The organism is Massilia norwichensis (genome assembly GCF_024753245.1).
In the GTDB taxonomy this organism is placed as follows: domain Bacteria; phylum Pseudomonadota; class Gammaproteobacteria; order Burkholderiales; family Burkholderiaceae_D; genus Telluria; species Telluria norwichensis.
Window position 1 is genome coordinate 73,158 of the sequence record NZ_JANUGX010000008.1, and the last position, 24,886, is coordinate 98,043.

Genomic DNA, 24,886 nt, shown 5'->3' on the forward strand with positions numbered 1-24,886 from the left:
GCCTGCCTGCTGGGCGGAGCAGCCTTGGCCGCGCCGACCCCAACCTTGCGTTTCGAACAACTGTCGGTCGATGAGGGCTTGCCCCAGGAATCGGTGCTGGCGATCGTCCAGGACCGCGACGGCTTCATGTGGTTCGGCACCCAATCGGGCCTGTCGCGCTACGACGGCTACCGCTTCATCAATTTCCGTAACGTGGTCGGCGACCCGACCTCGCTGGTCAACAACTGGGTGCGCGTGCTCTACGTCGACAAGAAGGGCCGGCTGTGGATCGGCACCGACGGCGGCCTGGCCCTCTACCACCCGGAAAGCAGCAGCTTCTCCAACTTCGTGCCCGACGAGCCGGCCAAGCGCGGCAACGGCAACCGCCACCTGCGCGCCATCGTCGACGACGGCAAGGATGGCCTGTGGCTGGCCACCGGCGACGGCCTGCAGCACTTCGACATCGCCAGCAAGCGCTTCGCCACCTGGCACCACGTGGCCGGGGTGGACGACAGCCTCTCGTCCGACCGGCTCAGCGCGCTGGCGCTGGCGCCGGACGGCCGGCTGTGGATCGGCACCGCGAACGGCCTGGACAGCCTCGGGCCGGACTTGATGCGCTTTACCCACCACCCGTCGCCGCAGGGCGGCAAGTTCAATGCGATCCAGTCGCTGCTGCTCGATGCCAGCCAGCGCTTGTGGATCGGCAGCGTGGGCGGGCTCGAGCGGCGCACGCTCGACCTGAAAAACAAGGAAGCGGCGCCGGGCGCCGGCCCGCTGACCCGCTTTACCGAGGCGGAGGGCATGCCGGCCAGCGACATCACCACGCTGTACCAGGATGGCGGGCGCCAGGTCTGGGTCGGCACCCGCGACCGCGGCCTGTACCGCTGGCTGCCGGCGGCCGACCGCTTCGAGCACCATCCGCACCGGATCACCGACCGCTACAGCCTGGGCGACAACCAGGTGTCGGCGCTGTTCGCCGACCGTGTCGGCACCTTCTGGGTTGGTACCTGGTACAACGGCGTCTCGCGCGCCGACCTCGGCGGTGGCGGCTTCGCCCGCATTGTGCGCGGGCCGGACCTGCCGGTCACGCTCAGCGACAACAAGGTGCGCGGCATCGTCTACGACGGCGCCGGCAAGCTGTGGCTGGCCAGCAGCGGCGGCCTGCACCATTTCGAGCCGGCCACCGGGCAGGAAAAGACCTACCGGCTGGTGAGCGAGTCGGCCGCCGCGAGCGAGGCCACGGCCGGCGCGGTCGCGCTGGCACCGGACGGCACGCTGTGGGTGGGAACCCAGGCCGGCCTGGTGAACTTCGATCCGAAGAGCGGGCGCATGACGCGGCGCAGCCTGATGCCAGGCGACGTCGATGCCAACAACGTGCGTAACCTGCTGGTGGCGCGCGACGGCGTGCTCTGGATCGCCACCAAGGGCGGCCTGCACAGCCTCGATCCGAAGAGCGGCAAGCTGACCAGCTTCCAGCACGACCCGGCGGCGGGCGCGAGCCTGGCCGACAACGTGGTGCGGCCGATGCTCGAAGACCGTCTGGGCCGGCTGTGGATCGGCACCTTCGACGGTCTCGACCTGCTCGACCGCGCGACCGGCCGGTTCCGCCATTTCCGCCACAATCCGAACGACCCGACGAGCCTCAGCCACGACGAAGTTCACCACCTGCTGGAAGACCGCCACGGCAACCTGTGGGTCGGCACCGCGGTCGGCCTGAACAAGATGGTGGTGGGCAGCGACGGCACCCCGCGCTTCCAGCGCTACACCAGCCGCGACGGCCTGGTCGACGATGCGGTGGCGGCGATGCTGGAAGACCAGGACGGCAAGCTTTGGGTCAGCACCTCCAGCAATATCGCGCGCCTCGACCCGGTCAGCGGCAACTGGCGCCTCTACGATATCGCCGACGGCACCCTCGAGGGCGCCTATTTCGACGCGTCCTGCCTGCGCACGCCCGACGGCACGCTCTACTTCGGCGGCCTGAACGGCATGACCGCCTTCCATCCGCGCGCGCTGCACGACAACCTGATCGCGCCGCGCGCGGTGATCACCGGCCTGCGCATCTTCGGCGAGCCGGTGCAGAAGCGCCATCCGGGCCTGACCACCTGGCCGGTCGAACGCGCCGCCGGGATCACGCTGCCGGCCTCGGACGCCGTGTTCACGCTGGAGTTCTCGGCGCTGCACTTCGCGGCGCCGCAGCGCAACCGCTTCGCCTACCGCCTGGCCGGCTTCGACCAGGACTGGACCACGGCCGATGCCGGCAAGCGCTTCGCCACCTACACCAACCTCGATCCGGGCACTTACACCTTCCAGGTGCGCGCCGCCAACAAGGACGGGGTCTGGAGCGACGCCCCGGCCAGCTTCGAGATCACGGTGCTGCCGCCGTACTGGAAGACCTGGTGGTTCCGCGGCGTGGCCGCGCTGCTGGTGCTGGGCCTCGGCTACGGCATCTTCCGCATCCGCGTGGGCGGGCTGCGGCGCCAGAAAGCCCTGCTCGAATACCAGGTCAGCGCGCGCACCGAACGCATCGAACAGCAGAACCGCCTGCTCGAGCGCCAGACCGCCGAACTGCGCGAGCAGCAGCGCCAGGTGCGCCGTCGTACCGACGAGCTGGCGCGCGCCAACGGCGCCTTGCAGGAAAACGAAGACCGCCTGTACCAGGCCAAGCAGCGCGCCGAAGACGCCACGCGCCAGAAGTCCGAGTTCCTGGCCAACATGAGCCACGAGATGCGCACCCCGCTGGCCGGCGTGATCGGCATGCTCGGCTTTGCCCTGCGCGACGGCCAGTTGAAGGAGTCGACGCGCGAGCAGATCCTGCGCGGGCAGGCCAACGCCCAGTCGCTGCTGGCGATCATCAACGACCTGCTGGACTTCTCGAAGATCGAGGCCGGCAAGCTGACCATCGAGAACATCGACTTCGCGCTCGACGAGACCATCGGCCAGGTGGTCACCCTGTTCGAAGAGCAGGCCGGCGCGCACAGCGTGGGCTTCAAGGTGCACGTCGACCCCGACCTGCCGCGCTTCGTGGTGGGCGACCCGACCCGCCTGCGCCAGATCCTGGTCAACCTGGTCGGCAACGCCTTCAAGTTCACCCAGGACGGCACCGTCAGCGTGCGCGTCGAGCGCCGCTTGGCAGACCAGCTCGATGCCGAGGGGCGCAACATGATCCGCTTCTCGGTCGAGGATACCGGCATCGGCATCGAGCCGGACGCGCTGCCGCGGCTGTTCCAGCAGTTCGAGCAGGCCGACGCCGGCACCACCCGCCGCTACGGCGGCACCGGCCTGGGCCTGGCGATCTGCCGCCAGCTGGTCGAGTTGATGGGCGGCGCGATCAGCGCCACCAGCACCCCGGGCGAGGGCTCGACCTTCAGCTTCGTGGTGCCGCTGGCCGACGGCGTGCAGCCGCCGGTGGTCGAGCAGGTGCCGCTCGAGCCGCACACGCACCGCCTGCGCGTGCTGTGCGCCGAGGACTACCCGACCAACCAGATCATCGTGCGCACCATGCTGGAAGAGCTGGGCCACCACGTCGACGTGGTCGACAACGGCGCGCTGGCGGTGGCCGCCTGCGCGCGCACCCGCTACGACCTGATCCTGATGGACGGCCGCATGCCGGAGATGGACGGCGCCACCGCGACCCGCCTGATCCGCGCCGGCGGTCCGCTCGAGGCGCCGGTGCTGGACCAGGGCCTGATGATCGTCGCGCTGACCGCCAACGCCAGCGAGGAAGACCGCTCGCGCTATCTGGCCTGCGGCATGGACGCCTTCCTCACCAAGCCGATCGACGACGCCCACCTGCATTTCCACCTGAGCCGCGCGATCGAGCGCCAGCTGCAGCGCGGGGTCGAGCTGCAGCCGATGGTGCCGGCGGAGGTGCGTGCCCAGTCCGCGCCCAGCACCGCCGACCTGGATGCGATGTTCGGCGTGTTCACCGGTCCGCCGGACACGCCGGTGCCGCCGCCGCCGGGACGCGGCACGAATTACGGCCGCCGCGCCACCGACCTGAAGGGCCGGATGCGCGCCGCCTTCGTTGCCGACCTGCCGCGCCGCCGTGGCGAACTCGACGCGGCGATGGATGCCGGCGACCTCGAAACCTGCGGCCGCCTGCTGCACGGCATGCGCGGCAGCGCCGGTTACCTGGGTGAAGCCGAGCTGCATCAGCTGTGCACCGAACTCGAGCGCGATGCCGACAGCGGCCGCCTCGACCAGGTGAGGGCGCGCCTGCCGCGCCTGATGGGCATGCTGGCCCGTTTCGAAGAAACCGCGGCCTGAATCGTGCGCGCCGGAACCGTCTGTATAATTTGCTTAATAACAATGGTTTGAAGGGCGGAGCGCGATGAAGGTCCTGATAGTCGACGATGACGTGGTGTCGCGCATGATGCTGATGCACATGGTCGACAGCGCCGGCAGCTACGAAGTGCTGGAAGCCGAGGACGGCGAGGAGGCCTGGCGTCAGCTCGACGCCGGCCTGCAACCGGCGCTGCTGTTCTGCGACCTGCGCATGCCGCGCCTGTCCGGCATGGAGCTGCTGGCCCGGGTCAAGGCCGACGAGCGCTTCGCCAGCCTGCCTTTCGTGCTGGTCTCGGCCGCCGACGATGGCGCCACGATGGAGCAGGCGCTGGGCCTGGGCGCCGCCGGCTACATCGTCAAGCCCTTCGACACCGCCAAGGTGCTGCGTTTCCTGGCCGGCCTGGACGAAGAACCGGCCGCCACCATGCGCCGCCTGAACATCGACATCACCCGCCTGCAGCTCTACCTGGGCGGCCTGCAGCGCCAGCTGGCGGCCGCCGGCGCCGAACTCGATGGCCAGCTCGCGGCCGGCCAGCTGGACGCCGCGCGCGCCCAGCTGGGGCGCCTGGCGGAAGGCTGCCGCATGCTCGGCCTGCTCAAGGCCGCCGCGGCGCTGGAGGCCCAGGCGGCCTTGCCGAGCTCCACTGCCGCTGTCGCGCGCGAACTGGCCACGGCCGGCGTCGCAGTGCAGCGCCAGCTCGACGCGGCGCGGCGCCTGGCGCCGCTGTAGCGCGCGGCACCGCACAGACCGCCTGTAAGGGCTGTGCCAATTGCGCGCCATCCGGCAATTGTTTTTTATTACAATCGGCCCGATGAACGCAACTCCATGGACAGTACGGTGAACGAATCCCTCGGCTTTCTCACAGGCGGCGGCCTGATGGGGGAGCGCATCGCCGCGCACGACTGGCCGGGCACGGCGCTGGGTCCGATCGCGCAATGGCCGGCGGCCCTGCGCACGACGCTCGGCACGGTCCTGAATTCCAAGTTCCCGACCTTCATGTGCTGGGGACCGGAACTGATCAGTTTCAACAACGACGCCTACCTGCCGATCCTGGGCAAGAAGACCGCGCTCGGCCTGCCTTTCCGCGAAGTCTGGCACGAGGCCTGGGACACGGTCGGCCCGATCGCCGAGCGCGCGTTCGCGGGCGAAGCCAGCTATTTCGAAGACCTGCCGGTCACGACCGAACGCTTCGGTTATCCGGAGCAGCAGAACTACACCTTCTCCTACAGTCCGGTGCGCGACGAGGACGGCCGCGTCGGCGGCATCCTGTGCACGGTGTTCGAGACCACCAGCAAGGTGCGGGCGATCGACGAACTGCGGCGCCTGAACCAGAGCCTCACCCACCAGGTCGCGGCGCACGCCGCCGACCGCGATCGCCTGTGGCGCATCTCGCCGGACGTGATGGCGGCGGCTTCGCTGGCCACCGGGCGCTTCCTGACCGTCAATCCGGCCTTCACCGAGAGCTTCGGCTGGAGCGCGCAGGAGGCCACCACCCGGCCCTTCATGGAGATGGTGCACCCCGACGACCGCGCCGACGTGGCGCGCCAGCTGCAGATCCTGGCCGAGGGCACGCCGCTGGTCGGCTACGAGACCCGGGTCCTGCACAAGGATGGCTCCTACCGCTGGATCCAGTGGACCATCTCGCCCGAGGGCGAACTGCTGTACGGCGTGGCGCGCGACATCACGGCCGAGAAGCACCAGGCCGACGCCCTGCGCCAGGCCGAGGATGCGCTGCGCCAGTCGCAGAAGATGGAAGCGGTGGGCCAGCTGACCGGCGGCCTGGCGCACGACTTCAACAACATGCTGGCCGGCGTGGCGGGTCACCTCGAACTCATGAAGCTGCGCCTGCGCATGGGCCAGACCGGGGACCTCCCGACCCGCATCGACGCCGCCCTCGGCGTGACCCAGCGCGCCGCCGCGCTGACGCACCGCCTGCTGGCCTTCTCGCGGCGCCAGGCGCTCGACCCCAAGCCGACCAGCGTGAACGCGCTGGTGCTGTCGATGACCGACCTGGTCAAGCGTTCGGCCGGTCCCGCCATCACGCTGCGCACCCAGCTCCAGTCGGCGCTGTGGACCACGCTGTGCGATCCGAACCAGCTCGAAAGCGCGCTGCTGAATCTGACCAATAACGCGCGCGACGCCATGCCGGAAGGCGGCGCCATCGTGATCGAGACCGAGAACGCGGTCATCGCGCCCTTGCAGGCGGGCCGCTACGGCGACCTGAAACCCGGCGAGTATGTGCTGGTAACGGTGCGCGACAGCGGCGCCGGCATGCCGCCGGACGTGCTGGCGCGCGCCTTCGACCCCTTCTTTACGACCAAGCCGATGGGGCAGGGGACCGGCCTCGGCCTGTCGATGGTCTACGGCTTCGCGCGCCAGTCGGGCGGCCAGGTGCGCATCGACTCGATACCCGGCCAGGGCACCGAAGTGCGCCTGCTGCTGCCGCGCCTGGTCGCGGACATGCCGGCACCGCCGGCCCTCGACGGCGAGGCGCCGCTGCCGGCGGCCAGCCGCAAGGGCACGGTGCTGGTGGTCGACGACGAAGCCGACATCCGCACCGTGATGGCGGAGGTGCTGCGCCTGCAGGGCTATACCGTGATCGAAGCCGCCGACGCGCCGCAGGCCCTGCGCCAGCTGCAGGAGCGCGGCCGCGGCGGCCGCCCGGACATGCTGGTCACCGACGTCGGCCTGCCGAACGGCATGAACGGCCGCCAGCTGGCCGACCAGGTCCGCATGCTGTGGCCGCAGATCCCGGTGCTGCTGGTGACCGGCTACGCCGAGAGCACGGTGATGCGCAACGAGACCCTGCCGGCGCAGATGGAACTCTTGACCAAGCCCTTCCCGATGACGGCCCTGGCTGCGAAGGTCGGGGCGATGCTGGCGGCGGGCGGCGGCGGCGCGCAGGGCGCCGGCCAGGCCCAGGCCGCGGACGGCGGCGCGGCCAATGAGGTGCCCGCCTGAGCAGCTCGCTGCCCGCTGCGCGCAGCATCCTGTTCTCCGCGCCGATGGTGCGGGCACTGCTGGCCGGCACCAAGACCCAGACCCGGCGCGCCCTGCGCCAGCCCGCGGGCATCGAGCGCAATCGCTTCGGCCAGCCCGGCGACCTGCTCTGGGTGCGCGAAACCTTTTTCGCCTACGGCCGCTGGACCACCCGCTACAACCCCACTAAACAGCGCGACGAATGGGTGTTCGTCGACATGACCCAGGCCTGTGGCCACACCTGGCGCTATGCGGCGGACGAGGGCCCCGGCGCCGATCCGCAGGCACGGCGCGAAGCCGACGCGGCCCCGTGCTGGCACAAGCGTTCCGCGCTGTTCATGCCGCGCGCGGCCAGCCGCATCCTGCTGCGCATCGTCGACGTGCGCATCGAGCGCCTGCAGGCGATCGGCGCCGCCGATGCGCTGGCCGAGGGCCTTGTGCCGGGGACGGTGGCGGATCCGGTGCTGGCTTATCGTGGCATCTGGGAGGGGATCAATGGGGCGGGGAGTTGGGATGACGATCCCTTGGTCTGGGTTGTGACGTTTGTGCAAATACCGCTTGCTCTACTTCCAGATCGGAATATATGATTAATATATGTTCCATATACGGAGAATATAGATGGGTATCGTCAACATGGAAGACGAGTTGCACGACCAGATCCGCAAGGCCAGCAGCGTGTCCTGCCGGTCGATCAATGCCCAGGCGGCATTCTGGGTCCGCATCGGCATGCTGGCCGAGCTGAATCCGACCCTGAGCTTCAACGAGATCATGGCGCGCGAGCTGCGCGCCGCCGGGGTGGTGACGCCGCATCTGAAGGTGGCCGGCTCATGACCAAGCGGCCCGAGGAGATCGTCTTGATGGCCGAGGCGGGCCGGCTGCTGGCCGGCGTGTTCGGCTATCTGGACCGGCTGCAGCTGATCGGCATGTCGACCATGGAAGTCAACGACCTGGTCGACGCCTACATCGTCGATGCGCTGAAGGCGCGCCCGGCCAGCAAGGGCCAGTACGGCTATGCCTACGCGCTGAATGCCTCGCGCAACCACGTGGTATGCCACGGCGTGCCGGCGCCGGACGAGATATTGAAGAGCGGGGACATCGTCAACTTCGACATCACGTTGGAGAAGAACGGCTACATCGCCGATTCCAGCAAGACCTACCTGGTGGGCGAGGTGTCGCCGATGGCCAAGCGCCTGGTGCAGGTGAGCTACGAAGCCATGTGGAAGGGTATCCGGGCCGTGCGTCCCGGCGCCAGGCTGGGCGACGTCGGGCATGCGATCGAGCGCCATGCGCGCCGGCACGGCTATTCGGTGGTCAGGGAATACTGTGGGCACGGCATCGGCCGTGAGATGCACGAGGAACCGCAAGTCCTGCACTGGGGTAAGCCGCAGACCGGCTTGATGCTGCGTGAGGGGATGGTGTTCACCATCGAACCGATGCTGAACCAGGGCCGGCGCGCGGTGCGGACCGAAGACGATGGCTGGACGGTGGTAACGCAGGATGGGCAATTGTCCGCGCAGTTCGAGCATACCGTGGCGGTGACCCGGCATGGGGTGCGGGTGCTGACTTTGCGGACCGAAGAAGGATTGGTCCCCCCGACAGGAATCGAAAAACCCGCGCAGTCCCGCAAGAGCCCTAGATTGGGCTGAGCAGTCGTCGGTCAGATACCAACCAAAGTACCAACAATTTCAGCGCCGGGCGAGAACATTTCGACTAGAGGTTCGGATCGGTCGTTCGAAAGATGGTATCGACAAGCTGCAAATAGCGCCAAGCAAGAGATTGCTCATTGTCAAAGATATTGTTGTTCTAGATACGTACCATCAATTTTTTGGAACGTGTTATGACAACAAATATTTTAATGGTGGGTGAATGAACTTCCATGGCTTGGTCGAAGGCTTCGCCGGATTGACCGAGGCGAATCGCCCCATCCGTGTGCGACTGTCGCAAGGGCAGCAGGTGCTTAGTGACGTCCTGCTGGTCAAACGTGTCACCGGAACTGAAACTTTATGCGGAGGGCTGGAATACCGTCTCCTTTGTGTATCGACACGTGCCAATCTCCCCCTCAAGGAATTCATCGCCCTGCCGGTCGAGCTGCAGTTCGTGACCGACCGCGGCGATCTGCGCGCGGTATCCGGCATTGTGGCACAGGCAGCGGCCGGTCAGAGCGATGGTGGCCTAGCGACATATGAACTGGTAGTGCGGGATGCCCTGGCACTAATGGAACAGCGCAACAATACGCGCGTCTTCCGCAACCTGAATGAGCTGGATATCACCCAAGTCATCCTGGACGAGTGGCGCCAGAACAACCCTGTGTTGGCCAAGGCCTTCGACGTCGACTGGTCGTATGTGACCGGCACCTATCCGGCACGGGAATTCACGATGCAGCATAACGAGTCGGACGCCGACTTTCTGCGCCGCTTGTGGAAGCGGCGCGGCATTGCGTGGTTCATCCGGCCGGGGCAAGCCAGCCAGTCGCAAAGCCAAGACATGCCAGCCCATGCCTTGGTGCTGTGCGACGACGCGTTCACGCTGCCGCAAAATGCCGCTGGCACCGTTCGCTACCACCGCGATGACGGTACCGAGGCAAGCGACACCATTTTCGCGTGGAGTCCGGTCCGCACGCTCAAGCCAAGTAATGTCAGTCGCCTGAGCACGGATTACATGCAGGGCCGTCCGATGAGCAATCATACGCCGTCGCGTATCGACCAAGGGACGATGGGCAACCGGTTCGCATTCAGTCTCGATGACTATCTGATCGACGTCCCGCATGCCGGCGAGGACGAAGAGGATTACCGGAACCTTGGCGAACTGCGCATGAAGCGTCATGAGTACGAATCTAAGTGCTTTTATGGTGAAGGCAGTGTGCGCACGCTCTGTGTCGGGCAATGGATTGCCTTGAGCGGCCATCCCGAAATCGACACCCATCCGCCGAAGGAGAGGGAATTCGTCATCACGCGCTTGGAGATCGAGGCGGAAAACAACCTGCCCAAGACCGTTAGCGACCGTGTGCAGCGCCTGTTTGCGCTCAACCGATGGGATGACGGACATTCCGCTGGCGCGCTGCGGCAAGCCAGTGAAGAGCGCGGCATGCGCTACACGAATGGCTTTGCCTGCGTACGTCGTAACATTCCAATTGTGCCCGCGTTCGATCCACGTACCGATTTGCCTCGTCCGCAGCTGCAAAGCGCGATCGTCGTCGGCCCTACCGGGGAGGAAGTGCATTGTGACGAGTATGGGCGCGTCAAGGTGCGCTTTCCCGGCACCAGAATGGAAGACCATGGTCATGCCCAAGGTGCCGGCGCCAGCGACAGCGATCGTGACTCTGCCTGGATACGGGTTGCCAGCACGTGGGCCAGCAATCACTGGGGCGCGACGATGCTGCCCCGCGTGGGCGATGAAGTCATCGTCGACTTCATCGGGGGAGACCCGGACAAACCGATTATCGTCGCCCGCGTCTATGGCCGCATGGCCCCGCCGCCTACGTTCAGCCACGTTGGCGCACTGCCCGGCAACAAATACTTGGCCGGCATTAAGAGCAAGGAAGTCGAAGGCACCCGCTACAACCAACTGCGCCTGGACGACACGCCGGGGCAGATCAATGCGCAACTGTCGTCCCAACACGGCCACAGTGAATTGAATCTTGGGTGGCTTACCCATCCGCGCAACGATGGCAAGGGCGAGGCGCGCGGCGAAGGCGCTGAGCTGCGCAGCGACCATGCGGTTGCGGTGCGAGGAGCGCAAGGGGTGCTGATTAGTGCCTCCGCACGCCAGAGCGCCAGCGGCAAACTTCTCGATCGCGCTGAGCTGATCGGCCTGGCGGAAGCCCTGCAGGGCGTTCAGCAGCAACTGGCCGAATTGGCGATAACGCATCATGCGGACGGTACCGATGGCAAGGAACTCACCCAGCTGATCGACTACCTGAAGCAGTGGGAAGCCGGTAGCAATACCGAAAAGAATGGAGCGGGCGCCGGCGGCCAGCCCGTTGTGGCTCTCTCTGCGCCTGCAGGCGTTGCAGTGACTAGCCAGGACAACATCGCGATCGGGGCGCAAACGCATGTCGATGTGCTCAGCATCGGCAACACCCAGCTATCGGTCGGCAGGAAACTGCTGGCGCGGGTATCCGAAAGCATCAGCCTGTTCGCTCACCGACTCGGCATCAAGCTCATCGCCGCCAGCGGCAAGCTCGAACTGCAGACCCATGGCGACGACATCGAGGCCACCTCGTCGAAGCGCATTGTGTTGACCGCCGCCGACGAGATCGTGCTACAGGCGCCCAAGGTCCGCATCGTGGCGCAGGGCGCGCAGGTGGATATCGGCGGTGGCGCCATTACGCAGCAGAGCAGCGGCGAGCACACCATCAAGTCGTCGAAGTTCGCGCACGTCGCGCCGGGTGGGGGCGCTCCAGCCGCCGTAACGCTGCCGAAGAGCGAGGCGCAGCACGACCAGCAGACGGTACTGCGCTGGGTGGGAACCGACGAGCCCATGAAGAACCAGCGCTATCGCATCACCACCGAAGACGGGCGGACGTTCGAGGGACGGACCGATGCGAACGGGTTGACCGAGCGTTTTGCCAGCGCCGTTCCTTTTGGGCGCTACAGCATTGATGCACTCGACGACTGACTACAGGAGGCGAAACTGATGGCAACCGCAGAACACCCCTTACCCGCGCAACTAAATCCCGGTGCCGCACGCAAGGCTGAAGGCTTTGCGACACCGAAGCAAGACAAGCGGCCGCAGTGCGCGCGGTTCCTGCCCAAGCGGGTGCTGCCGGTCATTTTTCTCCCGGGGATCATGGGGTCGAATTTGCGCATGAGCGCAGAGCGGCAGAAGGAACTGCGCCAGAAGGACAATATCGCGTGGCGGCCGGACAGCTTGGGGGCGACAAACATCCGTAAAAATGCCAAAAGCTTGCCTCGTGAACGGCAACTTCGGCTAGACCCATTGCAAACGACAGTAGACATATATGATCCTTCCGGACCGTCAGATATTAGCGGAGATGAAAGGCATGATAATGTCGAACTTGAGAAGAGTTTCCTTTCGCCATTGTTGACAGACGACCCGGTCGCTAAGACGAATGGACGTACCGCCGTACAAAAGTCGCGTGCACGTGGTTGGGGCGAAGTATTTTTCGGTAGTTACGGCGAGTTGTTGCAGCATCTCGAAACACGCCTTAATAATATTTTTTCTGGAGGTGGGCTCCGACGGGAATGGCGTGATGTCGTTGGCGTTGATCCACGTATCTGGGGTGCTGATCCCAGCCTGCCGCAGCAGGTATTGACCGAGGATGAGCTCAAAAAAGCTGTCACCGGCTGTTGGTTTGCCGTCTATGCATTCGGTTATAACTGGCTCCAATCCAATGGAGACAGTGCACAGATCATCGCAACGCGCATCAATAAGGTCATCGATGACCTCAACCAGTCCGGTTACGAGTGCAAGCAGGTAATCGTCGTAACCCATTCCATGGGAGGGTTGGTTGGGCGAGCACTCGTTCATCCGGATTACGGGAATCTGCAGGAAAAGGTTCTGGGTATTGTTCACGGGGTAATGCCCGCAATAGGCGCGCCTGCAGCGTACAAGCGCATGAGAGCAGGATTCGAAGACCCTGGCTTAATGCACGGCCCACAGGATAGCCTTGGTGCTAAGGTCGCCGGAAATTACGGTGATGAGGTGACAGCTGTACTTGCAAACGCGCCGGGCGGACTGCAATTATTGCCCTCGGAATCCTATGGAAATGGATGGCTTCGCGTGACACACAATGGACGTGATGTCGAAACGTGGCCGAAGAATGGTGATCCATATACCGAAATCTATAAGCTCCGGGGTAAGTGGTATGGCCTTTTCCGGGAAGAGTGGATTAATCCTTCCGGTCAGCCTCCAAAATTAGGAGGAGGAACGTTTGAGCGGACATGTAACTACTTGGATAAGGCCCAAAAATTCCACGAAACGATTGCCAACACATATCACTCTAATAGCTATGCGCATTACGGCACCGACCCCGAGAGGCGCAGCTTTCGTGAAGTAGTGTGGGAAATTAGCAAGAATTGCGCAGATACTGCTGCTTGGCGCGACTGGCCGGTTGTCAGCGACAACAAGCAAGGTAAGCTTGAGCTTGTTCGCTGGAATTGGGAACATCCTGATAAAGCATTCCCGCCGCGCGTCGGCGCAGCTGTTCCCAATTCGATATATGCCACTCTTCTAGCGCCTACCGCACCAGGCGATCAAACTGTTCCGGCCGAGTCAGCCGATCATCAATTAAAAAGCGGTATGTTCAAAGGTGTATTTCGCCAGTTGTGCTATGAACATCAATCTAGCTACAAAGATCCTCGGGCAATCGCATCTACGCTGTACAGCATCGTGAGGATTGCACAGAAGGCAGCATGGAATTGCTGAAAAGGACACCCATGTATATGACTGCTATTGTACGCTGGTACCTCATTCCTTTCTTTGTAGCGATTTTAACCTTAACTGCCTGTAACGGTAGCCCATCAGAATGGAAGACACCGAATATGACTGCACTTATGCCCCGTTTGAAACCTGTGTTTGAGAAAACTAAAACCGTTTGCTTCGGACGGTTTATGGTCGACGTGCCGGCGTCAGCGACTGTCGTCTGGGGGGATGCAATAGTTCCGCTTGGGGTAAGCATCTATCCTAACGGTGTGGATGAAGTAAGAGAGTTGGCGCAAAAATTCATTGTTGACCTAAAAAGCAAAAAAGCGATATATCATGACCATGTTCCTCTTCTAATAGAGGAAACCAATGTAAGTCAACCTGAGGGGAAAATTGTTACTGGTTATGATGGTTTTGAGGCTATTAATGATCTAAAGATTAATGGATATTTTGGAATAAATAATGATGGCGTTATCGTTAATGCGCGCCCTATGAAAAACGAGAGGGATGAAACCATAGCGCTCATCAATAGCATCGTTCGGCGTTTGCGACAACGCCCTGAAAGCGAAATTCCCACCGAGTCAGGGAACTGCATTGAACACGCTTTTCTAGTAGATGAGCCAGCGATGAATAAGGATGATCTTCTCGAGCATATTCGCATTGGTTTCCGCTTGAGGGAATTTCCGGATACCCATCTTTCGATTTATGTCGCCCCAGCTAATCCTAACAACCCGGAAGATGAATCACTTAAAGCGCAGTGGAAACGCATTAAGGAGGATCCCGCAACTCCCGAAGAGAAAAAAGCGCTTGCCAATACTAAATTCTTCCGCGAGAGCCCGCGCCAGATTTACGACTGGAAGACCGGCTACGAGGTCCTCATGCGTGCCCCCGATGAGGAGCATGTGCATTCCTATCATGACTTCCAGATAAAGTTCACCGGCGTTCCGCACGACCCATTCAAGCCATATGCAGACGTTCAGCTTCAGACCGGCGTCGCTAACAACGCTGCCGGCGCTACGAAATCCAGCCTGACCGACGAAGAAGTAATCGCAATCTGGGACAAGATCACCAGCACTATTCGTGTGCGCCCGACAAGCGGCGCGCCGATGAAATCCGCCGAAGCCGGTACACGTCTTCCGCTTGGGGAACTTGCCGCAACCGGTCGCAGCTGTCCGCAGACCGGTTGGTGGGAACCAGACGAATCGAGAAACCGAGAAGGTAGCCAACGTCAGTATTTCAAGACCGGCGAACGCATGCCGCATGTGGTCTCGCTTGGCGAGCCGTCAATTTGGCAAAAGCTCAAGGGAGAAAGGCCTTCATACCGTACGGCAACAGTCTGGAAACTGGTTAGCTACGACGATGCGTCCGCTCGTGCCAATGTAGCGGCTCAGCCACCGACAATGGCACAAATTTCCCCGCCTAGTATCCTTACAAACGATGGCACGGCCGAAGACGGTCAGAGCGAAGGAAAGTCACCGGAGCAGAAAGGCTGAGCAATGCGCAATGTGATCCGTTTCGGTGACGCTACCTCCCACGGCGGTAAGGTCGCAAGTGTAAGCGCCACGCATTTTACGGTCGATGGTATCCCAGTTGCTCGCATGGGCGATACATGCAGTTGTCCCATCAAGGGACATAACAACTGTACGATTGCAGAGGGCGACTGGCCTTCCCCCATCGATACGGACACTTCCGTTAGGCGCATTTTAGATTTTCAAACTGTACTGGGCTGAGATAGCCGATGGTGGAATGACGCCGGCGTGGATTGTAGAACCTTTCGATGTAGTCGAACACATCAGCGCGTAAATCATCCCGGGTCCGGTAGTGCTTTTTACTCAGGCGCTCGGTCTTGAGCGTCGAGAAAAAGCTTTCCATTGCAGCGTTGTCCCAGCAGTTGCCGCGACGGCTCATGCTGCAAACGATGCCGTGGGACTCAAGTAGCCGCTGGAAATCCTCGCTCGTGTATTGCGAACCCTGGTCGGAATGATGCAGCACTTCGCGCGGCCGACCACGACGAAAGATGGCCATCAGCAGGGCATCCATAACCAGTTGGGCCGTCATCGTCGGCTGCATCGACCAGCCCACCACACGCCGCGAGTACAGGTCGAGGACAACAGCGACAAATAGCCAGCCTTCGCCAGTCCACACATAGGTAAAGTCGGCCGCCCATTTCTGATTCGGGCCTGTCGCTTCAAACTGCCGGTCCAGCAGATTCGGCGCGATCGCGTGGACTGGCGAATCAAGCTGTCCTGGCGCGCGACGTCGCTTGTGGCGAGCCTTGATGCCGGCCGCTTTCATCAGTCTTGCCACGCGGTTCTCGCTGCAGGAAAAACCAGCGTCGATCAGGTCTCGGACTACGCGCGGCGAACCATATGTGCCATCGCTGGCTTCATAGCTGTGCTTGATTGCCTTGAGGAGCTGGGCATTCTCGCGCTCATGCGCACTTGCGGGCCGGCCGAGCCAATCGTAAAAACCACTGCTTGATACGCTGAGAAGACGGCACATCATTCGCGTTGGCCAGATAGTTCGATATTTGGCAATGAAGCCGTACTTCACTTGAGGTCGGCTGCGAAGTAGCCGAGTAAAGTGGACCCATCAGTCAAGACACTCAGCCGGCTAATTTAAGCTGTGTCCGTTTCCACTTCAGCAGCTGCCCGGCGCTGCCCCGTATTACCGTCTTTCTTCCGCTCCTGGTTGGCGTCGTCGAACTTGTCGACGATCAGCGCGCCGCCTCCGACGCCGATCCGATAGACGTGATCAGGCGTCTCGTAGCCCAATGCCTGATGCGGACGAGCTGCGTTGTAGAACGCGAAGTACTGCGCCAGTCCCACCATCAACTCGGCCATGCTGGCGTACCCCTTCAGGTACACATCCTCGTATTTCACGTTGCGCCACAAGCGCTCGACGAAGATGTTGTCCAACGCCCGTCCGCGCCCGTCCATGCTGATCGCCACGCCTTCTCGCTTGAGCACGCCGGTAAAGGCGTCGCTGGTGAACTGCGAACCCTGGTCGCTGTTGAACACCTCGGGCCTGCCGTGGTGGCGCAAGGCGTCCTCCAGACAGTCCACGCAAAACGACGCGTCCATGCTGTTGCTGATGCGCCAGGCCAGCACTTTGCGGCTGTACCAGTCGATGATCGCCACCAGGTACGCAAAGCCGCGCGCCAGCCGGATATACGTCAGATCTGTGCTCCAGACCTGATTCGGCCGCGTGACCGCCACCCCGCGCAACAGGTACGGATAGACCTTGTGCTTTGGGTGCGGCTTGCTCGTCGCCGGCCCCGGCGCCATGCCCGCCAGGCCCATCTCCCGCATCAGGCGCTGCACGCGCTTGCGGTTGACGCAGTAGTCGCGTCCTCGCAAAAACACCACCATGCGCCGGCTGCCGTAAAACGGCCGCTGTGTGTATTCTTCATCGATCAGGGCACGTAGCTGGCCGTCTTCTTCGTCCAGGCATTCCTGGCGCAGCGCGGCGTCCAGCCGCCGATACACCGACGAGCGCGGAATACCCGCCAACTCGCATTGCAGCGTCAAAGGCATGTCGTCCTTCTGCTCGATCCACCGCGCCCGCTCGGCAGGACTCATTCCCCAAGCTTTTTTTTGAGCCAATCCACCTGCATCTTCAGCTTGCCGATCTCGCTGTACAGCTTGTCCTCCGGGCTGCTTTCGTCGACCGGCTTCGGACCACGCTTGACGTCGAACAGGGCCCCGGCGTTTTCCAGGATCTCCTTTTTCCACTGGCCCACCAGCACCGGATGCACGCCGTATTCCTGCGCGATTTCCGTCACTGTCTTCACTCCGCGTACCGCCTCCAACCCGACCTTCGCCTTGAAGTCGGCGGGGTGCACCCTGCGTTTTTTACCTTCACTCATTCGCTATCATCCCTTCAAGGACGACAGCTTAAACCACCGTCTCAAATTCGGGGTCCACTATAGAGCGCCTTTTTTAATATGTCGCGCTCCGTCTTGACCTTCGCCAGCTCACGCCGCATGCGCTCATATTCCTGGGCCGATACCTTCTCGCGCCCGACTGCGACCTCGGCATCAACGTTGGCATCTCTGCACCACCGGCCCAGCAAATTGGCACCGATACCAAGGTCGCGGGCTATTGCCGCCTTGCTCGCACCAGGCTGGCCTACCAGCTTGACTGCTTCGCGCTTAAACTCTTCTGAGAAAACTCGTCTTTCACGTGCCATGTAATACCTCCGATAGGGACATCATACCTATCGAAAGTGTCCGTCGTGGTGGGGGAAGGCCAGTCTGCTTTAAGCTGAACGAGATCTGCCATCCAGAATTCTTCAAATATCTTTTTGAGGCTGATTATCTTCATGATCAGCTGGGGGCGATGGTTAACACCGGAGTCAGAAATAATGGTCTGCTAAATATTCGTCCGGATGACTTTATGAACGTAAAAGTTCCCGTGCCTCCTATAGAGCGCCAACGATACGTCGCGGGCATACTGGCTGCAGCGTCTGAAGAAATTAAACTTCTTCAGGCGAACCTTCATGCCCTTCAGACACAGAAGCACGCTCTGATGGTCGACTTGCTCACCGGCAAGCGCCGAGTCCATCTTTCGCAACCGACTGCCGAGCCAAAAGCCGCATGACTACCGTCCCCCAGACCTGCGAACAGTACAGCGCCCATCTACCAGCCCTGCACCTGCTGGTCAACCTCGGCTGGCACTTTCTGCCAACGGCCGAGGCCATGGCTTTGCGCGGAAGTACCCGTGAAGTCATCCTGAAAGCCCGGCTGATCGAGGTGCTGCAAACCCGCCGTTTCGACTATAAGGGCGAGGAGTACCCGCTGTCTCCGAGCGGCATCGATCAGATCGTGCGGCAGGTGCAGGCGCTGAACCTGGCCGAGGGCTTGCTGCCTGCCAATGAGCGACTCTATCAGATGCTCACGCTGGGAGTGACCGTTACTGAATTTATGCCAGACGGCAAAAAGCATCAGCCCACGATCGCACTCATGGAGTGGGGCGACATCACGGCCAACCGCTGGGACGTGACCGAGGAGCTGGAAGTGCTCTCCACCCACGGCACGCATCATCGCATCCCGGACTTGGTGGGTTATGTGAACGGCCTGCCGCTTGCCGTGATCGAGGCCAAGCGCCCTGATGCCGCGCACGCCGGCAAGGTGACGGTGAACGAGGGTATCAGCCAGCAGCTCCGCAACCAGCGTCACGATGAGATTCCGCATCTGTTCGCCTATGCCCAGTTGCTGTTGGCGGTGAACCATGCCGAAGGGCGCTATGGCACCACTGGCAGCCCAATGAAGTTTTGGGCACGCTGGCGCGAAGAGCAGTTCAGCGATGCCCAGGTGGGTGAGTGGAAGAACTACCCGCTTGAGGCCAACGTGCAAGCCGCGCTCCTGGCCGGCAAACCGCCCAGGCTACAGGCCTACTTCCGTCAGCTGTGGGCTCAACCATTGCTACCGACGGATCAGGATCGACTACTGGCCGCGCTGCTCAAGCCCGAGCGCTTTCTCGAGTTCTTGCGCCTGTTCGTGCTGTTCGACCGCAAGGCCGGCAAGGTGGTCGCACGCTACCAGCAGTTCTTCGGCATCCGGGCGCTGCTGGAACGCATCAATCTGCGCAAGCCCGATGGTGGTCGCGAAGGCGGCGTGGTGTGGCATACGACGGGTTCGGGCAAGAGCTTTACCATGGTTTTCCTAACCAAGGCGCTGGTGTTGCATCGGAACACGCAGTCTTGCCGCGTGGTGGTGGTGACGGACCGGATCGACCTCGAAGACCAGTTAGCCCGCAACTTCATGAACAGTGGCGCGTTCGGCTCGGCCGTCGCCACCAAGAAAGATGGCGAGAAAGCCAAGGTGGGTTCCGGCCGCGAGCTGGCCAAGCGCATTGGCCAGGGCAGCGAACGGATCGTCTTCACGCTCATCCACAAGTTCGCTACCGCATCGAAGCTGCCCGAGTGCTACAACCCGTCAGACGACATGATCGTGCTAGTGGACGAGGGCCACCGCAGCCACGGTGGTGAAACGCACGAGCGCATGCGCAAGGCTTTGCCGCGCGCCGCCTACGTCGCGTTCACGGGTACGCCGCTGCTGAAAAAGGACAAGACCGCCAACAAATTTGGCCCGATCGTGCACGCCTATACGATGCAGCGCGGTCGAGGATGGTACCGTGGCGCCGCTGCTGTATGAAGAGCGTGTGCCCGAGTTGACCATCAACGAGGAAGCCGTCAATCGCTGGTTCGATCGCATCACGGCGGGCTTGACCGCGGAGCAGGCGGCTGACCTCAAGCGCAAATTCGCCAACAAGCAGGTCGTATACGGGGCTGCCAATCGCATCGAGCTGATTGCATGGGACATCGCACAGCACTTTAGCGAGAACATCAAGAAGCTCGACCTTGGACTCAAGGGTCAGGTAGCCACCGCCAGCAAGCTGGAAGCAATCCGCTACAAGCAGTACCTGGACGATACCGGTCTGGTGAGCAGCGCCGTCATTATCTCCGCGCCCGACAGCCGGGAAGGCAACACCGAGGTGGACGAGAGCAAGCTCCCCGAGGTGCAGCGGTGGTGGAACAACAATGTGGGCAAGAACGCCGAGCCCTACGAGGATCAGGTGCTGAAAGACTTCGGCAGCGATGGCGACCCAGATCTGCTCATCGTGGTGGACCGGCTGCTGACCGGCTTCGATGAGCCGCGCAATGCGGTTCTCTACATCGACAAGCCCCTGAAGGACCACAACCTGATCCAGGCCATCGCTCGCGTGAACCGCTTGCACGAGGCAAAGCGCTACGGCGTGCTGGTGGATTACCGCGGCATCCTTGAGGAGCTGGACACGGCGGTGCGCGCCTATCAAGACCTGGAAACGCGCACGCAAGGCGGCTACGAAATAGCAGATATTGAAGGCTTGTACCAGAAGATCAGTACGGAATACAAGCGGCTTCCCAGCCTGCACGATGCCCTGTGGACGATATTCGCGGAAGTAAAGAACAAACAGGACCTGGAGCAGTATCGCCAGGTCCTGATGCCGCGCTATGCGGAAGACGAGGACGGCCAGAGCTACGACACGCGCCAGAAGGTGCGCGATGACTTCTATAGCGCGTTGACCGCGTTCGGCTTGTGCCTCCAGACGGCCCTGTCATCTCGCAGCTTTTTCGAGGACCACAGCTTTTCCGAAGCCGACGTGCAGCGCTACAAGGAGGATTTGCGCTTCTTTACCAGCCTGAGGAAAATCGCCCGGCAGGATGCGCTCGAAACGGTGGACTACGGCGTGTATGAGGAGCAGATCCGGCGCTTGGTGGACAAGCAGGTGATCGGCAGCCAGGTGCGCGAACCCGATGGCGTTTATGTTGTCCACCAGCTAGGCCAGCCCGAAGATACCGAACAGTGGAGCGAGGAGAAGACGCGCAACGAGACCGACATGATCCGTACCCGCCTTAAGAAGACCATCGAGCAGGACCTGGCCGACGATCCCTATGCGCAGAAGGTGTTTGCGGAGTTGCTGAAGCAGGCGATCGCCGAAGCCGAGGCCATGTTCGACCACCCGGTCAAGCAATACGCTTTATTCAAGAAATTCGAAGAGCAGGTCGAGACGCGCGACATCGGGGGACTGCCCGAGGGGCTGGGAGACAACAAGCATGTGCGCGCCTATTTCGGCATCTGCCGCATGGTGCTCGGCGAAGAGGCTTTCGGCCAGGCTGACCATGGTGCGCTGGTCCAGCAAGCCAAAGAGATCGACGACATCGTACAGCGGGCCGTGGCCGAGCATTCGCTCAGCCCGCAGGACATCGAGGCTGCCATCCGCAAGGCGCTGCTGCCCAGGCTATTTGGATTGATGGGGCTGGACAAGGCTAAGGAGGCGATCGACCAGGTAATCCAGGTGACTCGGGTAGGGTTGTCGCGCGGGGGGCAGTGAGGTGGACGAGTATTCCGTCGTCTATGGCGACGAGCGCATCGGCTTTTCGGTGCGGTTCATACCGCGGCTGCGAAAGCGTGTGTCGATTCATGTGCTGCCAGATGGTCGGGTGCAGGTCGAAGCGCCGGAAGGCGCGGCGATCTCCGAAATCAAGCAGGCCGTCCTCCAGCGTGCGCGCTGGGTGTGGCAGCAGTTGCAAGCGCAGCATGAGCGCAAGCGTCATGTACTCCCCAGGGAGTATGTCAGTGGTGAGACGCACTTCTACCTAGGGCGGCGCCACATGCTGAAAATTCAGCCTGCGCAAGGAAGCCAGGGCAACGGGGTCCGCTTGTGGCGCGGCCGTTTGGAAGTCACCACCGCAAAGCCTGACGCGCAAGCTGTGCGCCGGCTTCTCGATGCCTGGTATCGGGAGCGTGCCGGCGACGTGTTTGCCCGAGTGATGCAAGACTTGTCGTCTCGAATGCGGCTGCGTCATGCGCCACCTTTGCGCCTGCTGTCGATGAGAACGCAGTGGGGGAGTTGTTCGCCCAAAGGGGAGGTATTGCTCAACCCAGCTCTGGTGAAAGCACCAAGAGCCTGCATCGAGTATGTGGTTGCCCACGAACTCTGTCACCTCAAAGAGCACAACCACAGTGAGCGCTTCTACCGGCTGCTTGGAACCGTGTTGACCGACTGGGCGGCCCGAAAAGCCGAGCTCGATGACTTGGCAGAGTTGCTGCTCAATCGATGACTGAATCAGCAGGACGCTATCCAGTGAAGCGGACCGCATTGCAAACAAGCGAAAGTGGGGGGCACAGCCCCCATCCCCCCTTTAGAAGAGCACACACATTACGCACGTAACGTGAGAGCCGAAAATCGGCGATAACTCGTTGATTAAATAGGATATTCAGCGTTTACACTTTGCTCGTCGCGGCGCCGCTGGGAAGGCCAGAACTCGAAAAACGCAGTGTGATCAGTCGCTTGGCTGTACACATTCGTATACATGCGCTGAACAGCCATGGCGATTCACGGTGCCGAGCCAAGGACCCAGTAGAGCAAAAAAAGGCCGCGCAGCGCGCGGCCTCGTCCGCTTTCCCGTCTTGCCTGGCTCTTCCTAGATACCGGTAACTTCGGCAAGCAACTGCTGGTTAGCGTCCACGACGCCAATCCGCTGATTGTCGATCTTCGCCTGGGACGCAATGCCGTACAGAGTCAGCGCCTTCAGCAGAACCGTATCCATCGTCGTGCCGTTCAGTTCCGCGAACTGGTGGAGTTTCGCGTTCAGCGCTGGCGAAACCTCCACGGTCATGCTCACCAAATTTCCCATTTGTGGCACCTCCGCGCGTGTTCGGATATCCAATTATAGAGCGATGTTCGCGGCGACAAGCGCGGCATATGCCGCAGTCGTGCGAACCAAAAACGACATGCTTGCTTACCCAAAGCCAGTTTCTGCTGAGTAAGCGGCAATACTATTGACCGTCAATAGTCAAGCCCGCACGATTTGACGCAACAAAAAGACTGTCAAGGTTGAGCTTGCCGCGTCAGAGCGTCAGCGCCAAACTGCTAGCAAATTGTCAACGTTCAATTGCACAGTGCGATGTCTTCCACGGAAAGAACCACCCTTACTCTGCACGAAACCGGTTATGTCCGGCAAAGTCAGCTCGTCGGCAAGAAGGGAGCGCCCGGCATTATTCCGTTCTCGCCGGCGACCCTTTGGCGTAAAGTCGCGGCGGGACAGTTTCCGGCCCCGGTCAAACTGTCTGCTGGGGTTACTGCCTGGCGCGTTGAAGACGTGCGCGCCTGGCTGGATACGCCGCGTTGATCACGCGCTGCCCAGTGGTACCACGTCGGCGCCGAGCCGCAGTTTGTCGAGATAGTCGGCCCACCGCTGCATCATCTCCCGACGTGCAGCCAAGTGAGTAGTCCGGTTATAAGCGCGGCCATTCGGATCCTTGACCGCTTGCGCCAGCTGGTGCTCGATCAGGTCGACGCGTTCGCCAAGCTCCTCGTCCAGTAACGTGCGCGCCATCGCGCGAAAGCCGTGTCCCGTCATCACTTCGCCCTCGTAGCCCAACGATCGCAGCGCTGCGTTAATCGTGTTTTCGCTCATTGGGCGACCGTCATGACGAATGCTGGGGAAGACGTATTGCCGCCTCCCGATGATCTCGTGCATTTCACGCAGGATTCCAGCTGCTTGCTGGGCCAGTGGCACGACATGATCGTTCTGCATCTTCATTTTCTCGGCAGGGATACGCCACTCGGCTGCTTCCAGGTCGATCTCCGACCATTCCGCGTGGCGTAGCATGTGGGGACGGACGAACACCAGTGGCACCAGTTTGAGCGCCGCCCGGCAATAGGGATGGCCCTGGTAGCCGTGGATCGCGCGGAGCAGTGCGCCAACTTCGACGGGTTTCGTAATCGCGGCGAAATGCCCGTCGGTGCGCTGCTGGAGTTGCGCCGCAATGCCTGTAGTCGGGTCGCGCTCGACGAGTTCCTTGACCATCGCCAGCTCGAAAACCTTGCTGATGTAAGCAAGCACACGGCGCATCGAATCGATAATGCCGCGTGTCTGCATCCGCTGCATGAGATCCAGGATGTCGGACGGACGGACGCTGTTGACCGGTACGTTGCCGATGAGCGGAAAGACATCGCGTTCGAACCAGCTAACGACGCGCTGTTGCGTCGCCGGGCCTCGTGTACTTGCTGAGGCCTCCAGCCATTCGCGGGCAACGACTTCGAACAGCGCGCCCGCTGCCCGCTTGGCCTCTTTCGCGGCTTCCTGCTTTTCCGCGCCGGGGTCCTTGCCAGCAGCCAGCAGCTCACGAGCGCGGTCGCGCGTCTTGCGGGCGGCAGCCAATGGGACGGCAGGGTAAACGCCAATCGCGAGCGTCTTCTGCTTGCCGGCAAAGCGGTAGTTCAAGCGCCAATACTTGCCGACTCCGTTAACCAAGAGATACAGCCCGCCGCCGTCACTGTGCTTGTCGCCAGCTTTCGTGCCGCTCCACTTTGCCAGCCGAATGAAGGTGTCTGTGAGTGCCATCTGGTCCGTCCTGTTGGTATGCGTTCGAACTCGAAATGAAGGTACCAACAAAAGTACCAACAGCATTTTGAGATGACCGGACTCAGGATGGTTCCTGATGAGACTATCGCTTTGCGCGGCCTCAGAGTGAGAGGCGGGATGTTGAGATGCTGTGAGACACCTCGATTTGAAGAGGTGGTCCCTCCGACAGGAATCGAACCTGTATCTAACGCTTAGGAGGCGCTTGTACTATCCATTGTACTACGGAGAGGACACTGCGATTCGGCGAGCGGACCCTGTCGGACAGGCCGGAATCGTGAACCGATCGCAATTATAGCCGATGATTCGGACAATATTCGAGGTCTGCCGACGCTAGTCGGTACA

19 protein-coding genes, 1 tRNA gene and 1 pseudogene are annotated in these 24,886 nt (G+C 61.9%); 15 read left to right on the top strand and 6 right to left on the bottom strand.

Annotated elements, in window-relative coordinates; all coding sequences use genetic code 11:
• Nucleotides 1–24 precede the first annotated feature (24 nt).
• The 10 genes from NX782_RS08845 (at nucleotide 25) to NX782_RS08890 (ending at nucleotide 15,357) form a co-directional block, all read left to right on the top strand.
• Complete coding sequence (locus NX782_RS08845) at nucleotides 25–4,245, top strand: hybrid sensor histidine kinase/response regulator (RefSeq protein WP_258845078.1); 4,221 nt, start codon at nucleotides 25–27, stop codon at nucleotides 4,243–4,245.
• Nucleotides 4,246–4,309: 64 nt separating this feature from the next.
• A complete protein-coding gene (locus NX782_RS08850) occupies nucleotides 4,310–4,993 on the top strand; it encodes a response regulator (RefSeq protein WP_258845079.1) in 684 nt (227 codons plus the stop codon).
• A gap of 108 nt (nucleotides 4,994–5,101) precedes the next feature.
• Nucleotides 5,102–7,225 (top strand): hybrid sensor histidine kinase/response regulator, encoded by a 2,124-nt coding sequence (locus NX782_RS08855; RefSeq protein ID WP_258845080.1) that lies wholly within the window; start codon nucleotides 5,102–5,104, stop codon nucleotides 7,223–7,225.
• Between the two features lie 44 nt (nucleotides 7,226–7,269).
• Complete coding sequence (locus NX782_RS08860) at nucleotides 7,270–7,830, top strand: hypothetical protein (protein ID WP_258845081.1); 561 nt, start codon at nucleotides 7,270–7,272, stop codon at nucleotides 7,828–7,830.
• Between the two features lie 31 nt (nucleotides 7,831–7,861).
• Nucleotides 7,862–8,074, top strand: coding sequence for a ParD-like family protein (locus NX782_RS08865; protein WP_258845082.1), 213 nt, complete (start codon nucleotides 7,862–7,864; stop codon nucleotides 8,072–8,074).
• A complete protein-coding gene (map, locus tag NX782_RS08870) occupies nucleotides 8,071–8,889 on the top strand; it encodes a type I methionyl aminopeptidase (protein ID WP_258845083.1) in 819 nt (272 codons plus the stop codon). Before NX782_RS08865 ends, map begins: the two co-directional genes overlap by 4 nt.
• A gap of 220 nt (nucleotides 8,890–9,109) precedes the next feature.
• The gene (locus tag NX782_RS08875; RefSeq protein WP_258845084.1) at nucleotides 9,110–11,860 is read left to right on the top strand and encodes a type VI secretion system Vgr family protein; all 2,751 of its coding nucleotides are present in this window, start codon (nucleotides 9,110–9,112) and stop codon (nucleotides 11,858–11,860) included.
• An 18-nt stretch (nucleotides 11,861–11,878) separates the two neighbouring features.
• The gene (locus NX782_RS08880) at nucleotides 11,879–13,630 is read left to right on the top strand and encodes an esterase/lipase family protein (protein ID WP_258845085.1); all 1,752 of its coding nucleotides are present in this window, start codon (nucleotides 11,879–11,881) and stop codon (nucleotides 13,628–13,630) included.
• Nucleotides 13,618–15,120, top strand: coding sequence for a T6SS immunity protein Tli4 family protein (locus NX782_RS08885; protein WP_258845086.1), 1,503 nt, complete (start codon nucleotides 13,618–13,620; stop codon nucleotides 15,118–15,120). The genes NX782_RS08880 and NX782_RS08885 overlap by 13 nt, the downstream gene beginning before the upstream one ends.
• A 3-nt stretch (nucleotides 15,121–15,123) precedes the next feature.
• Nucleotides 15,124–15,357, top strand: a complete 234-nt coding sequence (locus tag NX782_RS08890; protein ID WP_370661779.1) for a PAAR domain-containing protein — start codon at nucleotides 15,124–15,126, stop codon at nucleotides 15,355–15,357.
• Here NX782_RS08890 and NX782_RS08895 read toward each other — a convergent pair.
• The 3 genes and pseudogenes from NX782_RS08895 to NX782_RS08905 all read right to left on the bottom strand — a co-directional run.
• Nucleotides 15,320–16,204: pseudogene (locus NX782_RS08895) on the bottom strand (IS3 family transposase); the annotation flags it as partial. The gene NX782_RS08890 and the pseudogene NX782_RS08895 sit on opposite strands and share 38 nt — an antisense overlap.
• 41 nt (nucleotides 16,205–16,245) lie before the next feature.
• Nucleotides 16,246–17,495 (bottom strand): IS3 family transposase gene (locus NX782_RS08900; protein ID WP_258845087.1). Its coding sequence is split into 2 segments (ribosomal slippage): nucleotides 16,246–17,210 and nucleotides 17,210–17,495, totalling 1,251 coding nucleotides; the frame shifts between segments, so codons are not numbered across the junction.
• A gap of 41 nt (nucleotides 17,496–17,536) precedes the next feature.
• Entirely contained in the window at nucleotides 17,537–17,818 is a 282-nt protein-coding gene (locus NX782_RS08905; RefSeq protein WP_258845088.1) for a transposase, read from the bottom strand.
• On the opposite strand from NX782_RS08905, the gene NX782_RS08910 reads away from it, so the two are divergent.
• The 4 genes from NX782_RS08910 to NX782_RS08925 are packed head-to-tail and all read left to right on the top strand — an operon-like array spanning nucleotide 17,812 to nucleotide 22,234.
• Nucleotides 17,812–18,228, top strand: coding sequence for a restriction endonuclease subunit S (locus tag NX782_RS08910; RefSeq protein ID WP_258845089.1), 417 nt, complete (start codon nucleotides 17,812–17,814; stop codon nucleotides 18,226–18,228). The two genes, NX782_RS08905 and NX782_RS08910, sit on opposite strands and share 7 nt — an antisense overlap.
• Nucleotides 18,225–19,784, top strand: a complete 1,560-nt coding sequence (locus tag NX782_RS08915) for a type I restriction endonuclease subunit R (RefSeq protein ID WP_258845090.1) — start codon at nucleotides 18,225–18,227, stop codon at nucleotides 19,782–19,784. Before NX782_RS08910 ends, NX782_RS08915 begins: the two co-directional genes overlap by 4 nt.
• Entirely contained in the window at nucleotides 19,765–21,504 is a 1,740-nt protein-coding gene (locus tag NX782_RS08920; RefSeq protein WP_258845091.1) for a type I restriction enzyme subunit R domain-containing protein, read from the top strand. Before NX782_RS08915 ends, NX782_RS08920 begins: the two co-directional genes overlap by 20 nt.
• Before the next feature lies 1 nt (nucleotide 21,505).
• Entirely contained in the window at nucleotides 21,506–22,234 is a 729-nt protein-coding gene (locus NX782_RS08925) for a M48 family metallopeptidase (protein ID WP_258845092.1), read from the top strand.
• 363 nt (nucleotides 22,235–22,597) lie between these two features.
• Here NX782_RS08925 and NX782_RS08930 read toward each other — a convergent pair whose 3' ends face one another.
• Entirely contained in the window at nucleotides 22,598–22,798 is a 201-nt protein-coding gene (locus tag NX782_RS08930; protein WP_258845093.1) for a hypothetical protein, read from the bottom strand.
• A 282-nt stretch (nucleotides 22,799–23,080) separates the two neighbouring features.
• On the opposite strand from NX782_RS08930, the gene NX782_RS08935 reads away from it, so the two are divergent.
• The gene (locus NX782_RS08935; RefSeq protein ID WP_258845094.1) at nucleotides 23,081–23,305 is read left to right on the top strand and encodes a helix-turn-helix transcriptional regulator; all 225 of its coding nucleotides are present in this window, start codon (nucleotides 23,081–23,083) and stop codon (nucleotides 23,303–23,305) included.
• On the opposite strand, the gene NX782_RS08940 is transcribed toward NX782_RS08935, so the two are convergent.
• Entirely contained in the window at nucleotides 23,306–24,523 is a 1,218-nt protein-coding gene (locus tag NX782_RS08940; RefSeq protein WP_258845095.1) for a tyrosine-type recombinase/integrase, read from the bottom strand.
• Nucleotides 24,524–24,698: 175 nt separating this feature from the next.
• Nucleotides 24,699–24,773, bottom strand: a tRNA-Arg gene (locus NX782_RS08945).
• Between the last annotated feature and the right edge of the window lie 113 nt (nucleotides 24,774–24,886).

Excerpts from the sequence above, each read along its gene's own strand:
- NX782_RS08885 (WP_258845086.1), top strand. The coding sequence starts at position 13,618 with ATGGAATTGCTGAAAAGGACACCCATGTATATGACTGCTATTGTACGC.
- map (WP_258845083.1), top strand. The coding sequence starts at position 8,071 with ATGACCAAGCGGCCCGAGGAGATCGTCTTGATGGCCGAGGCGGGCCGG.
- NX782_RS08880 (WP_258845085.1), top strand. The coding sequence starts at position 11,879 with ATGGCAACCGCAGAACACCCCTTACCCGCGCAACTAAATCCCGGTGCC.
- NX782_RS08935 (WP_258845094.1), top strand. The coding sequence starts at position 23,081 with ATGTCTTCCACGGAAAGAACCACCCTTACTCTGCACGAAACCGGTTAT.
- NX782_RS08875 (WP_258845084.1), top strand. The coding sequence starts at position 9,110 with ATGAACTTCCATGGCTTGGTCGAAGGCTTCGCCGGATTGACCGAGGCG.
- NX782_RS08915 (WP_258845090.1), top strand. The coding sequence starts at position 18,225 with ATGACTACCGTCCCCCAGACCTGCGAACAGTACAGCGCCCATCTACCA.
- NX782_RS08890 (WP_370661779.1), top strand. The coding sequence starts at position 15,124 with ATGCGCAATGTGATCCGTTTCGGTGACGCTACCTCCCACGGCGGTAAG.
- NX782_RS08850 (WP_258845079.1), top strand. The coding sequence starts at position 4,310 with ATGAAGGTCCTGATAGTCGACGATGACGTGGTGTCGCGCATGATGCTG.
- NX782_RS08940 (WP_258845095.1), bottom strand. The coding sequence starts at position 24,523 with ATGGCACTCACAGACACCTTCATTCGGCTGGCAAAGTGGAGCGGCACG.
- NX782_RS08865 (WP_258845082.1), top strand. The coding sequence starts at position 7,862 with ATGGGTATCGTCAACATGGAAGACGAGTTGCACGACCAGATCCGCAAG.
- NX782_RS08860 (WP_258845081.1), top strand. The coding sequence starts at position 7,270 with ATGGTGCGGGCACTGCTGGCCGGCACCAAGACCCAGACCCGGCGCGCC.
- NX782_RS08905 (WP_258845088.1), bottom strand. The coding sequence starts at position 17,818 with ATGGCACGTGAAAGACGAGTTTTCTCAGAAGAGTTTAAGCGCGAAGCA.